This is a genomic window from Nostoc sp. DSM 114160, from assembly GCF_053470305.1.
The window spans coordinates 1,199,586-1,212,045 of the sequence record NZ_JBPFGO010000003.1 but is presented as its reverse complement, the minus strand read 5'-3'; the positions used below and the strand labels follow the sequence as shown (position 1 = coordinate 1,212,045).

Genomic DNA, 12,460 nt, shown 5'->3' with positions numbered 1-12,460 from the left:
GGTAAGCTAAAAATATTATCCATTTACATCTTTATTAAACTCTTATATTTTTTCATTTGGGATAATTATTTGAATCATTGAAATACACTTTTGTTGTTTTTGAAGGGCACTTTAATACACCACTTGTGTACTCTGGTAAAGATAAATTTTTTCTAGAAAGATAGGCGGTATTATTCTCTTTGCAAATAACACTCACCATTTTCAGTTGCTTGCTATCAGGGACTTTAACTGCAAAAACAGCACCAACATATAAATTAAGTGTAAAGCCCGGAAAGCCCCAATGACCTTTACAAGCATCTTGAAATGCATAGACGAAAATACTATCAGTAATATAATTAATATTAGTGTTACTCTTAACATTTTGCGCTCTAGTGTAGTATCCATAACAGCTTTGTGGATCGCCAATAACCCAATCTTTGAATGATGGTTCTTGTCCTTTCTGATCGGTAATTATCACAAAACTTTTCTGCTTTGCAAAAACAGCTTCTTGAGTAGTAATCATTGATATTAACTTTTTTTTAGCGTTGATAGTTATTCTGTCTATCTTTTCATTCATCGCTTGGTTTCCACCGTCTTCACTTGAGCATCCAGTCAAGAACAAGCTCAGGAAAGCAATACTAAAAATTAATAATTTATAAGGCGAATAAATAATTTCTTTTTTAGCCATAAAAAGTAATTACTAACAAAAGTAGAGATAAATAGTTTCTAGTCAAGCACTCGATTACCAGAGTGTCTGACTAGAAAATTTATTTAAATTTTAACTAGGTTATAACAAAAATGTCATTATTACCAATTGTTGGTCTAATTGAAGTGAAGACTCAACAACTAAGTTTATACGGCAATTTAGAGCAAGCTAGAGGATGGTTTCATCAGAGCAAATGGCAAAATTAAAAGCAGAGTATCGTCAAAAAATGCAAGCAGAAGCAACCGAGCAAGGAGCTAGGTACGAAAATTTGACTTTTTTTGGAACTGGTAGAAAGGTTTAGAGCAAACTCTAATTTTCTATTGTATTTAGCCAATTCATTAAATCAGCCTCACTGGTAAAATCCAGTAATACTTCACCCAAGTTTTCTAACTGAGCTAGGGACAACTCTTGCAAGCGAGATTGTAACTGAGAATTAATTGAACCAAGCCGACGAGTTAATAGACGCATCACTAGCCTCAGCTCTGATTGCCTTCCTTGTTCAATACCTTGTTCAATACCTTGTTCAATACCTTGTTCAATGCCTCGTTGTCTCCCTTCTTGAAGTCCTTCTTGGAGAATTTCTTGATAAATGGCAGATTCTCTCATATCTTCTCTCCTCAAAAACTGACGAATTAGTTCTGGCTCGAATACCAATCCTGCTAGAAGTTGGGTACACACCGAGATACTCTGCTTGGTGGCTTCTTCTTCAATCATACTCACCTGAACTGCTATCTGTTGAAGTAACCTTTGAGGAGAATCTGTTCGCGCTAAAGTTGCCAGAGGTAATAAACCAGGGGATAACAATAAGGGTTCTGGATCTTGTTCCCAAATTCGGATGATGCGGTAACGGTGGATAGTATTGCGGGCAGTAAATTGATCTACAAAGACAGCTTCTGAAGTTGTCGGTTTAAGAAAAATTACTATCTGCTCGATATCACAATTGTATTGTCGATATAGGCGCACCCAATAGTCCAACATCCGCAGTGGCAAGGGTGGAGTCGATGCTGGTAAAGTTTGAAACTCTAAATGCAGTATTTGATTGGCAGTTTGCAAAAAAGTTACAGAATCGGCACGAATTGGTTCTTGATTTAATTCTGTTTTGAGAATCTGGATATCCGTTGCTTCAGATGCAAGTAAGTAGCGGATAAAATCTTCTGGATACTGCTCAACCAAATATTTCAGGGTGTTGTCGTATGTCACTGTGATATCAGTTTGGACATAAACTCATGTAGAGACGTAATATCGCTACATAGTTTGTCCATCAAAAATTTAAGTCTAAGTATTGTTTGTTGTTAGCGCTACTCTACGAAAAACTGCTGTTCGCTCATAGCGCTAACATTTAAATTTGGTGTTTTTTCAAAACTACAGTGTCAAAGATTGAGGATTTGTCTCAATCAATTTTGCTAAATCTTGTAAGAACGCCGCAGCATGGGCACCATAAATAATCCGGTGGTCAGAAGTAATATTCACCTGCATTTGTTGTCGCACGCCAAATAAACCGTCAAGTGCTGCTACCACTTGCGGGCGGGATGCCCCGATCGCTAAAATTGAGCCTTGTCCAGGCGGCAAAATCGCATCAAATTTATCTACGCCAAACATCCCCAAATTGGACAGGGTGAAAGTACCACTGTTGTATTCTTGGGGCTGTAATTGTTTTGTCCTAGCACGTTCTACCAAAGACTTCCAAGTACGCGATAGAGAATATATATCCACTGCGTCTGCATTTTGCAGCACAGGTGTAATCAATCCGCCATCATCCATCGCTACTGCTACGGAAATGTTGATATCAGAATGATAAACAATACCTTGGTCTGAGTAGCTAGCATTTAACAATGGGTGTTTTTGCAATGTCACTGCTACAGCTTTCGCCAGTAGCGCTGTCATTGTCACACCTTTGGATTTAATTTGTTTATAAAGTTTGTCTAACCCATCGGTGGTAATTGTATAACCAACACGGAAGACGGGCACGGATATGGTGGCTACCATGTTCCGCACTACGGCATTTTGGAAGGTAGTTAAAGGTACAGTTTGACCAGGAACAGCCGCTGCCACGGGTGCGGGTGCTGGTGTCCGAGGTACTGGGGGCGCAGCTAGAGTGCTGGTTGGTACAGGTGCGGGTGGAGCAACTGGGGCAGGTGCAGGTTGCTTGCCTTTATTAGACAATGCTTCTACATCTTCGGCGACAATGCGTCCGTGGGGGCCACTGCCTTGAAGTGTAGTTAAATCAACTTTGAGTTCTTTGGCTAACTTGCGGGCACGGGGTGAAGCTACAAGCCTTCCTTCTTTGTGGTTAGACCCGTTTTGAGACGCTAAGGCGGGTGTTGCGGCTGAGGCTGTGGCAGCAACTGGTTCAGGGGAAGAGGTAGGAGTAGCAGCCGCGCTGCCAGAATTGGCAAGAGATTTCGCCTGTTCAATTTCAGCTTCCGTTTCAGCGATGAAGGCGATCGCAGATCCTACCGGGGCAGTTTCACCAGCTTCAACTATAATATGGGCAAGAAATCCTTCATAGAAGGTTTCTACATCCATATCTGCCTTATCTGACTCTACAACCACCACTGTTTCGCCTTTTTCCACTTTGTCCCCTGGCGATTTCACCCAGGAGACGATTTTGCCTTCCGTCATAGTGGAACTCAGCGCCGGCATAAATACTTCGTGAATGCTCATAGGGTGGTTTGGAAATCAATGGTTTATGGACTTTAACAGTTTTTATCAGATCGAATTGTATCTTGGTGGGAGAGTTTTAGACTGTTTATATTTTAGTTGGGGATTGGGCAAAACAGTTCCGTTAGCGGATAGCTAAGGTTTAGCCCGTGCTGAGTAAGGAAGTGAGATTCGCCACTCAGAACTGGGCACTCAGCACTAGGCACTCTTGAGGGGCATTGGTTATTCACTAATGACTAATGACTTTAGGAACCTAAATATAGCTTAGAGGTCTATAATACAGAACTATCCTCAATCGGTTAGCCAAAATCTCGATCTCGTTTTAGTCATTGACTTGCAAAAACCAGCACGAGTTTCTCACAGATAAAATGGGATTGCTATTTAATATTTTTGATAACCACTACTTAAGATACACGAGCTTCTCACGGATAGAGGATATGGGATGTAGTTCAATCTAGAATTCAAAATTGGTAATAAACCTATTTGAAATTCCTGTTTACTTTTATGTCGGCAAAGCTGAAATTCTTTTTGATTGTGATATTAAGTATCTCTGCCACGGCTGGTGCTGGAGTTTATATTATCCAGCACCAGCAATCTGCACCGATTGTTGAGACTAGTGATGAGCAAACCCAGCACATGGGAGGAATACATCAGTCTCAGGAAGTTGCAGCATTCTCAGAGCGTTCCGATTATCAAACTATACCTTTAGAAAAACTTAACTCTTCTCTTCAAGGCAGTAATCCTACTACCCTCGCCCTGAATGCCTTTGAGGAGATAGCAGTGGGAGGATCGCAAAAGATAGAGGTAGTTTATCCCCAACCAAATCAGGCGTTAGTGACGATTACGCAAATCAAGCGGGGTAATAATTCAGTTGGGACGGTTAAATATCGAGCAAAGATGACAACCTTTGGGCGATCGCTTTTTATTAGCTCACCTCCAGTGTGGCAAATCGTTTGGGCTGGCTCCCAGGTGGAATGTTGGGCTGGGAGCCGCTCTCACACTAACACTAAGTTAAATCATATCTGTCATTAGTCACTTGTACTGAGCGTCTTGCCCTGAGCGAAGTCGAAGGGAGTCGAAGTATTGGTCATTGGTCAGAAAACAAATGACAAAGGACAAATGACAAATGACAAATTTAAATGTCGCCGCGAATTTCTTCGACAACGCCATCGCGCAGAACGATTTCGACTTGCATTTTGCTAATTAGGTTATCACCGATTTCCACCCGAAAAAAGCCTTCCATTTGGAATTGGTTGACTTCTTGATCTTGCTGGAGAAACTGCACTTGCTGGAGGTTTTGCAGCAATTGATTTTTTTGCTCTAAAAATTCACTTTTCTTTTGATTGACTTGGAGTTGGATATTGTCAATTTGTTGGAGGGGTCTGGGGGCCAGGTGGTTGCAGACTCTGCTTTTGAATTGCTGCGATCGCTCTTTGTCCTTCAACGTCTAGCTGTTGCAGTTGCTGATCGAGTTGATTGATTTGCGCTTGCAGCTGCTGTTGTACTTCCTCTTTCCAGAGGGGAGTCACAATAACTTTGACGTTAACGACGCGTTTGAGAAGCAAATTAGATTTGGAGACATCCATAAATATTTCACGTTCACTCTTTACAGTTAGCAGGTGGAATGATCAGGCAAACATGCCGTCAATAATATCGCGATAGCGTTCCGTGACGACATGTCGGCGAACTTTTAGTGTTTGTGTCATCAAGCCATTTTCGATGGAAAACGGTTCCAGGATGAGTTTAAACGTTCCGATGCGGTCATCCGGTCGATAGCCTGGACGATTTTGGACTTCCCGATTCAATTCTTGGCGAAATAAATCCTGGATCATTCTACTCTCCAAGTCAATTTTTTGACTATCTGAGGAAGTCACTTGATTATTGGGCGTATCCAGCGTTAAATTCTGACTTGCTGCCCATTTTTCTAAGGCTTCGACATTGGGGACTATTAAGGCTCCCAAGCTGCGCCGATCTTGACCGATGAGCATAATTTGATCGATGTATGGCGATCGCAAACACGCATCTTCAATCGGCTGTGGCTCGATGTTTTCCCCGTTAGTCAATACAATCGTATCCTTAGACCTGCCAGTCAGCACTAAATCGTCTTGTGGTGTCAGCCAACCCAAATCGCCGCTATCAAACCAACCCTCAGCGTCAATTGCTTTCGCTGTCGCTTCCGGATTTTGGTAATAGCCTTGCATAATCTGCGGGCCTCTCAACAATACTAAGCCTCGCTTCTCTATTGGTAAAGGCGCTTTTGTCTCCGGATCGACGATTTTAGCTTCTGTCGCCGGGAGTGGTAGCCCTGATGCGCCAATCAAATTCCGCCAAGGACGCCGTACATGGGTGACAGGAGAAGTTTCTGTCAAGCCATACCCTTGTAAAATCTGCACGCCAATAATTTCAAAGAAATTATCTATGTGTTTGGGAAGTGCGCCACCACCGCTAATCATCTGCTTAACTTGTCCTCCTGTGGCTTCCCGAACTTTGGCGTAAACCAGTCGTTCTCCCAAGGCATGGAGGGGTAATAAAGCTGATGCTTGGATCTTAGCTGCTAATCGTTCGGCGGCTGAAGCATGAAGATTATTTAAATCCAATCCCTGAGCAGTTCGCTGCGCTTTGATATATTTGTCGCTAATGCCTAATAAAAATTTAATTAGGCGTTGCTTGTTGGCTGGTTGTTCCCGGAACTGCTTTTGCACTCCTTCATAAATCGACTCCCACAGGCGGGGTACACCGACCATGTAATTGGGTTTAAATTGTCTCAAATCCCCTTTTACAGAGCGCAAGTTGGTATAAACTTGCGTACAACCTTGAGATAGTAGGTAATATTCTACAGTTCGTTCATAACTGTGCCACGAAGGCAAAATACTGAGAACTATATCGCCAGGGTTTGGTTGCAATACTGTGCCAAAAGTGATCACTTGGTGCATCAAGTTACTATAAGACAGCATTACACCCTTGGGTTTACCCGTAGTGCCAGAGGTATAAATTAGAGTTGCCAGAGCGTCACGATTTTGCTTGACTGGCACAAAATTATGATTTTTCCCGATTTCGAGCAACTGTGAAAAGTTGAGTACCTTTAGGGTTTCGTCTGTTGGTGGTGCTTCATCGGAAAGTAAGATGACTACTTGAATTGGTAAATCTTTGAGACGATCTTGGAGTTTTTTAAGTGTTTTTAAATCTTCAACGACGATCGCTGTACTGCCGCTATTAGTGATAATAAACAGCAATTCTTCTTTTTCGGCTTGGGAACTACGCACCGCATCAACGCCTCCAGCAGTCATGATGCCTTGATCGGCAATGAACCACCGAGGACTGTTGTCAGCAATTAAGGAAATGCGATCGCCTACCTTTACTCCCAACGCTTGTAACCCAGCAGCAAATAGTTGCATTTGCTCTACCAACTGGGTATAAGTAATCACTACTTCTGGTTTAGCATGAGGATTGCGGAGAGCGACAATATCACCAAATCGTTGAGCTGCCAAAGGCCAAATTTCTGGTAATGATTCCACATTTGTGTAATCTACCAACCGCTTTAATGCCTCACGTTCTCGCTCACTGATGTTAGATAAAAAAGAAGACGCGGTTTGGGTTGTTGACATAACACCTTACTTAAAGATTTTAAACTGATTATTTTCCAGCTTATTTTGTTATTTTGCTACAATAACCAACCTTATTATCCACATACCTTTCTGTGTACGATCATTCCAGGAATTCCACGTTTATATTTACAAAAATTTATGTTAAAGTTAATTTACATAGAGTGCAAGCAATGATTGGTTTGCATCTAAAAAGAGCGATGTCTATGACGGGTGGTTCCTGAGCGCAGCCGAAGGACTACGCCTACGCCTATGTTTCAAAGGAGATGATTACCTATGAATTTTATCGACGGTATAATGCTAACGTTGCTCAATATTGTTGCTTGCATAACGTTCCCGAAGATTTTAGCTATCTTTTTGGCTGAGAAAACCAAACTTACTGAAACATTGGCGAATGGTTCCAAATTACAAACAGCCAAAATTCAACTTACAAGTTTTCCTTATTGTACAGCTTACCAATTGACAGGTAGCCAATACTGCAAATTCAGTCCTGATTTTTGTGCTAGCTGTTCTCCAAATTGATGGACTATTCGCGAGGAATTTTTCCTCGGTACTTCCGAAAACCAGCAATTCAATTAATTCTTCAACACATATTCATTCTCATTTCGACAGCTTGAAATCCCCGACTTCTTCAAGAAGTCGGGGATATTTTTGTTCGTAACTCCTGCAAGGATTACTAAACCTCGTTTATATTTAGATTTTCTTGGTTACATTTGTCTGTGTAACAGACTCTTTAAGAGGTTGTTTGAAAAGTGGTTGGCTGTGATTAAAATCACATTATTACCCCCCTTGGAAAGGCTTTCTGGGGCAGGTTTTTTTGATTAGACAAATTTTTGGGATTTTAAAACCAAAACCATTGTCTGAGAACTTAAAACTACGTTCAATAATTGAGAACATTCTCAACTATTTATCGAAAGCCTAAAAGCCTGCCCTTGAAAGCCTTGGAAAGGGGGAAAACTAGAAAATCTAGTTCCCTCCCCTTTATAAGGGGAGGGTTAGGGCTTTCTGGGGCAGGTTTTTTTGATTAGACAAATTTTTGGGATTTTAAAACCAAAACCATTGTCTGAGAACTTAAAACTACGTTCAATAATTGAGAACATTCTCAACTATTTATCGAAAGCCTAAAAGCCTGCCCTTGAAAGGAGGGTTAGGGTGGGGTAAAAAAATATTTGATACATCAATCATGACTTTTCAAACATGCTCTAAGAAACTCGCAGCGATTTGCTTCAACATCAAACATTAAACCAGCTGGATATAGTATTAGTCGATAACTATAAGGCGCATATTGATACAAGGTATTAAGATTTTCAAAGTTTACATATTGTTACAATTTAAATGCGTAACAGCTTAACTTGACTTTTTCAAGTTTTGGTAGATATACACCGAAGAAATTGTATTTATATCTACTTGTTTAAGCTCAAATTTATCTTCATTAGTATTTTGAAACAGAACTGTAAATGCACCCGCACCTAACCTATCTTGAGGAAACATCCGATAACAAGGAATTGTAGTTAAATGCGATTGATATTCGGCTAAATTACTAATTTCTATCGCTTGAAACTGAGGAAATCGTTCTAAAAACCATTCGCAAACTTGCTCATTTTCTTCAGACGAATACGTGCAAGTCATATAAGCAAGATAGCCTTGCGATGAAACAATTTTAGCAGAGTTAGCTATAATGCGCTTTTGCCGATTTGCACTCTTGTTAATAGCAGTTGGGTGAAAACATCCGGGTGCTTTTTCACCTTTGGCAAGTAAAGATTGTCCAGTACACGGAGCATCTACTATGACTAGATTGCTAGAGCCAGGAAACATTTCGGCAAATATGCTCGAATCTCGATTAACTACCGCGCTAGGGCTAACCTGGCAACGCTTCAAATTAGAAATTAGCATTCCCAGACGTTTGCCAATTACTTCATTGCTGATGAGCAATTCAGGTTTTAAAGCTCTCCAAGCAAAGATACTTTTACCTCCTGGTGCGGCACACATATCAAAAACTAAACGCACAGACTCAGGAATAGCTAACAAAGTACTAGCTGCAAACACCGAAGAAAAATCTAAACAATAGAAATATCCTTTTTCATGCAAAGGATGTTTACCAGGTTTTTCTCCCAGAGATAAGCGGTCTATAAATTGTGGTTGCCAAGCGGTTGGTGTTTCCACTGCAAAAGGCGAGATATCTGGTTTTTCATAACACCAAAGAATAGTAGGTGAAAAAGGCTGAGGATTCATTAAAGCCTCAATAAATTTTTCTTGCTGATCTAGATTAGCGAACAAACGCCGCGAGAGTTTAAGTAATAAATTAGAAGGTTTTTCCATGTAGATGATGAATTATCAATTACAAATTACAAATTACGAATTACGAATTACGAATTAGTACGTTGTATCTAAATCAAAATCAAACTGTTACACAAGAACAATGTAATTAAGGCTTTTGGCTTCATACTCAAAATATAATGACCGCCATTGGGAACGCAATGGCCAAGCTACCCCACTGCACCGGAGAAGGTCATGTTTTTAGATAGTTTTCAGGAAAAATTACGCAAAGAAGCACAACTATGGAGGGATGAAGGATTAATTAGTTCTTCGCAGTATGAGCAGATAGCAGAACGTTATCAATTTAAAAACTTGGAAGCTGCTGCACGCGATCGCAATAAGGCAATAGCGATCGCTATCGGTAGCATACTTTTATGCTTAGGCATAATTACCTTTGTATCAGGAAACTGGCAGGGAGGATCGCGAGAAGTCAAAATTATTTTGATGATGAGTTTGTTTTTTGCGATCGCCATCACTGGATTTTACAGTTGGAGGCCACCTGAAGGAAAGAAACCAGAACGAAGCAAACGCCTACTGGGAGAAGGGTTGCTTATTTTAAGCGCCTTCATCTTCGGTGCAAATTTACTGCTGATGGCCCAGATGTTCAATATCATCGGTTCAGTTTCCCAACTGTTTCTCGCCTGGGGATTTGGTGTTGTGGTCATGGCCTTCAGTTTGTCTTTAAATTCTTTAGGAATTCTGTCAATTATCCTTGTGGAAATCGGCTACTGGACTGGACTAGAAGACTTATGGTACGCTTCAGGAGAGTTAACTTGGTCGCGGTTAGTAGTGCAGCATCTGCCTTTGTTGGCATGGCTGGTATTTGTACCCTTAGCCTACTTCTGTCGTTCCCGTTGGATTTTTGGTCTAGCAGCTTTTGTTTTTGCTAGTTCCTTACAAGCTAACCTTAATCCACTGCCATTGCTGAATTATGCTGATATAGCCCCTTGGGTGGCATCTTTTGCTTTTGCACTGCCACCTGCATTATTCTGGAGTTATGATGATTTACTCTTTCCAACCATAAATTACAGGTTGTTTCAATATCTAGCCCGTAATTTAGCGTTGTTAAGCTTTGGCATCGTCTTTTACGTTTTGTCTTTTCGTTGGGTCTGGGAATCTCCAAATTATAGTTATAATCAGCCAACGAATTTGACAAACTTATTTGAGTCTCTGCCAATCATCGATTTGGGGATTCTCAGCGGCTTGGCGGTTTTGCAATGGTTGTTTCTACTGCGCCAAAGAAATAATCCTCCGCGCCGCGAAGTGATTTTCACAACTGCTGTCATTAGTACATTTCTTGTCTTTATTGCAATAGTACCTTTTTGGCATCAAACTATCAGCCGGATTGATGAACTTGGCATTTTTATTTTCAATGTACTTCTTGCAACATTAGCCTGGGGACTAATTCAAGAAGGATTGAAATTAAGCAACAGAATTTCCTTTTGGGGCGGTATGCTGTTAGTAACACTGCAAATTATCAGTCGCGTGCAGGAGTACGACACCGACTTACTTTTTAGGTCGCTAGTCTATGTCCTGTGCGGTTCTGCTTTAATTAGCGCTGGACTCTGGTTTGAACGCCGCCTACCTGGTGGTAGCTCTACAAGTAAAAAGTAGGGCAAATTTTAGATTTTGAATTTTAAATTTTGGATTGAATAAAAAATCTAAAATCCAAAATCCAAAATCCAAAATTGAGAACTCTCTGTGCGTCAAAGTTTTTAAAGTTTCTCTGCGTTAGTCCTAATCTCGTTACTTTTAACCTCTTCAAGACCTCTGCTTTTTAGGACTACGCTCATGACTAATACTTCTTCTGAATCTAAGAATAAACCCTTGTCTCCGGAAGCTGAATTTTCCAGTAAGGTGACTTTTCGGGATTACTTGATTGCTACTGAACAAAAATCGAATAAGCCCTTACCTTTTTGGCGGTTACTTGCTCCCCTAGCGCTGCAAACAGGGTTAATTATGGCAGTACCAGCCCAAGCAGTTTATACAGATGTAACAGGTAAGACGGTGATTTTGCAAACCGTACCTGTAGACCCTAATAATGCGATCGCAGGTAACACCTTAGCCTTAGATTACAACATATCCCGTACCTCAAATTTGAGCAGACTACCTGGCTGGCAAACATTAGTCAGCAAAGGTCGTGGAAGCGGCAGAAGATTGCCTGAAGGAACCAATATTTACGTGACTTTGCAAGAGCAATTCTCTACTGGGCGCGGTGTTCCGAGAGCTTGGAGACCGTTACGAGTAAGTAGCGATCGCCCCACAACTCTTAGAGCTAATCAGGCAGCCTTAAAAGGTGTTTATCAGGATGGTTCCGTTAACTACGGCTTAGAAACATATTACATCCCAGAAAACCAACGCCAGCAAATTCGGAACGACTTACAAGCCCAACGCGCCCGCCGAGGACAAGTACCACCGATTGTGGTCAAGGCGAAAGTAGATCCGCAAGGTAAGGCAGTGCCAGTTAGTATGTGGGTGCGCGATCGCAACTATCGTTTTTAAGCTGTTAGGCAAATAAACAGTGCATATTTACACCACGCTAGTTTGGTCTTTGAAATTCTGAGCGCCGACTTCCGACGACGCTCATAATTTTCTGTTTGTCATTAGATATTTGCTGAAAAAGAATATAGAGACGTAGTAATGCTACGTCTCTACAAAGATTCTAGATAAAGCATATTTAATTTCATCAGATATCTTATATATCGCCTACATTTAGAGGTTGTTTTAAAAGCGTTTGGCTATAATTTTAATCCCATTTTTACCCCCCTTAATCCCCCCTGATTAACAGGGTGGTTTCAGAGCTAATTTGTAAACTCAAGTAAAGTACTTGTCTTGCAAGGATTTCAGGAATTTGAGTCAAAAAAATACTTATTCGCTGAAACTCAGACCTAGTAACGAGTTGAGTATCCTTCAGATTTTCTTTACGAATCAGCTCTCATACGAAAAAAGAAAAATACATAAGTCTTGATTTCTCATGCATAACGATAGATTTTGACCCCTCTCCAAACCTCTCCCCGTTGGCGTCAGCCTGCCGTTAGGCAAGCGGAGAGAGGGTTTGACAAGCAGTTTTACTTTTTCTCTCATTGTATGAAACCACTCTGCTTAATCCCCCCTGATTAAGGGGAAAACAAGAAAATCCGGTTCCTCCCCTTTATAAGGGGAGGGTTAGGGTGGGGTAAACAAATATTTGATACAC

Annotated in this window: 9 protein-coding genes and 1 pseudogene; 4 read left to right on the top strand and 6 right to left on the bottom strand. The window is 41.0% G+C overall.

Annotation, left to right across the window (positions count from 1 at the left end; translation table 11 throughout):
• Window positions 1-52: 52 nt before the first annotated feature.
• From NSTCB13_RS30615 to NSTCB13_RS30605, 3 genes are all read right to left on the bottom strand, one after another.
• Complete coding sequence (locus NSTCB13_RS30615; protein WP_445626715.1) at window positions 53-667, bottom strand: hypothetical protein; 615 nt, start codon at window positions 665-667, stop codon at window positions 53-55.
• 327 nt (window positions 668-994) lie between these two features.
• The gene (locus NSTCB13_RS30610; RefSeq protein ID WP_445626716.1) at window positions 995-1,885 is read right to left on the bottom strand and encodes an Rpn family recombination-promoting nuclease/putative transposase; all 891 of its coding nucleotides are present in this window, start codon (window positions 1,883-1,885) and stop codon (window positions 995-997) included.
• 162 nt (window positions 1,886-2,047) lie between these two features.
• Complete coding sequence (locus NSTCB13_RS30605) at window positions 2,048-3,349, bottom strand: dihydrolipoamide acetyltransferase family protein (RefSeq protein WP_448274808.1); 1,302 nt, start codon at window positions 3,347-3,349, stop codon at window positions 2,048-2,050.
• 501 nt (window positions 3,350-3,850) lie between these two features.
• Between NSTCB13_RS30605 and NSTCB13_RS30600 the strand changes: the two genes are divergently transcribed.
• Complete coding sequence (locus tag NSTCB13_RS30600) at window positions 3,851-4,378, top strand: hypothetical protein (RefSeq protein ID WP_445626718.1); 528 nt, start codon at window positions 3,851-3,853, stop codon at window positions 4,376-4,378.
• 103 nt (window positions 4,379-4,481) lie between these two features.
• Here the strand turns inward: NSTCB13_RS30600 and NSTCB13_RS30595 are convergent.
• Together NSTCB13_RS30595 and NSTCB13_RS30590 are read right to left on the bottom strand one after the other, a co-directional pair.
• Window positions 4,482-4,932, bottom strand: a pseudogene (locus NSTCB13_RS30595) (YlqD family protein).
• 42 nt (window positions 4,933-4,974) lie between these two features.
• Window positions 4,975-6,951 carry an AMP-dependent synthetase/ligase gene (locus NSTCB13_RS30590; protein ID WP_448266380.1) on the bottom strand — a complete coding sequence of 659 codons (1,977 nt, stop codon included), beginning with the start codon at window positions 6,949-6,951 and terminating at the stop codon, window positions 4,975-4,977.
• A 273-nt stretch (window positions 6,952-7,224) separates the two neighbouring features.
• On the opposite strand from NSTCB13_RS30590, the gene NSTCB13_RS30585 reads away from it, so the two are divergent.
• Window positions 7,225-7,470, top strand: a complete 246-nt coding sequence (locus tag NSTCB13_RS30585; RefSeq protein WP_445626720.1) for a hypothetical protein — start codon at window positions 7,225-7,227, stop codon at window positions 7,468-7,470.
• An 825-nt stretch (window positions 7,471-8,295) separates the two neighbouring features.
• Here the strand turns inward: NSTCB13_RS30585 and NSTCB13_RS30580 are convergent.
• Window positions 8,296-9,267, bottom strand: a complete 972-nt coding sequence (locus NSTCB13_RS30580; protein ID WP_448274807.1) for an RsmB/NOP family class I SAM-dependent RNA methyltransferase — start codon at window positions 9,265-9,267, stop codon at window positions 8,296-8,298.
• 192 nt (window positions 9,268-9,459) lie between these two features.
• Between NSTCB13_RS30580 and NSTCB13_RS30575 the strand changes: the two genes are divergently transcribed.
• Both NSTCB13_RS30575 and NSTCB13_RS30570 read left to right on the top strand, forming a co-directional pair.
• Window positions 9,460-10,878 carry a DUF2157 domain-containing protein gene (locus NSTCB13_RS30575; protein ID WP_448274806.1) on the top strand — a complete coding sequence of 473 codons (1,419 nt, stop codon included), beginning with the start codon at window positions 9,460-9,462 and terminating at the stop codon, window positions 10,876-10,878.
• Between the two features lie 177 nt (window positions 10,879-11,055).
• On the top strand, window positions 11,056-11,766 hold the full coding sequence (locus NSTCB13_RS30570) for a GDYXXLXY domain-containing protein (protein ID WP_448274805.1): 711 nt from the start codon (window positions 11,056-11,058) through the stop codon (window positions 11,764-11,766).
• Window positions 11,767-12,460: the final 694 nt, after the last annotated feature.

Excerpts from the sequence above, each read along its gene's own strand:
- NSTCB13_RS30615 (WP_445626715.1), bottom strand. The coding sequence starts at position 667 with ATGGCTAAAAAAGAAATTATTTATTCGCCTTATAAATTATTAATTTTT.
- NSTCB13_RS30605 (WP_448274808.1), bottom strand. The coding sequence starts at position 3,349 with ATGAGCATTCACGAAGTATTTATGCCGGCGCTGAGTTCCACTATGACG.
- NSTCB13_RS30600 (WP_445626718.1), top strand. The coding sequence starts at position 3,851 with ATGTCGGCAAAGCTGAAATTCTTTTTGATTGTGATATTAAGTATCTCT.
- NSTCB13_RS30590 (WP_448266380.1), bottom strand. The coding sequence starts at position 6,951 with ATGTCAACAACCCAAACCGCGTCTTCTTTTTTATCTAACATCAGTGAG.
- NSTCB13_RS30585 (WP_445626720.1), top strand. The coding sequence starts at position 7,225 with ATGAATTTTATCGACGGTATAATGCTAACGTTGCTCAATATTGTTGCT.
- NSTCB13_RS30580 (WP_448274807.1), bottom strand. The coding sequence starts at position 9,267 with ATGGAAAAACCTTCTAATTTATTACTTAAACTCTCGCGGCGTTTGTTC.
- NSTCB13_RS30575 (WP_448274806.1), top strand. The coding sequence starts at position 9,460 with ATGTTTTTAGATAGTTTTCAGGAAAAATTACGCAAAGAAGCACAACTA.
- NSTCB13_RS30570 (WP_448274805.1), top strand. The coding sequence starts at position 11,056 with ATGACTAATACTTCTTCTGAATCTAAGAATAAACCCTTGTCTCCGGAA.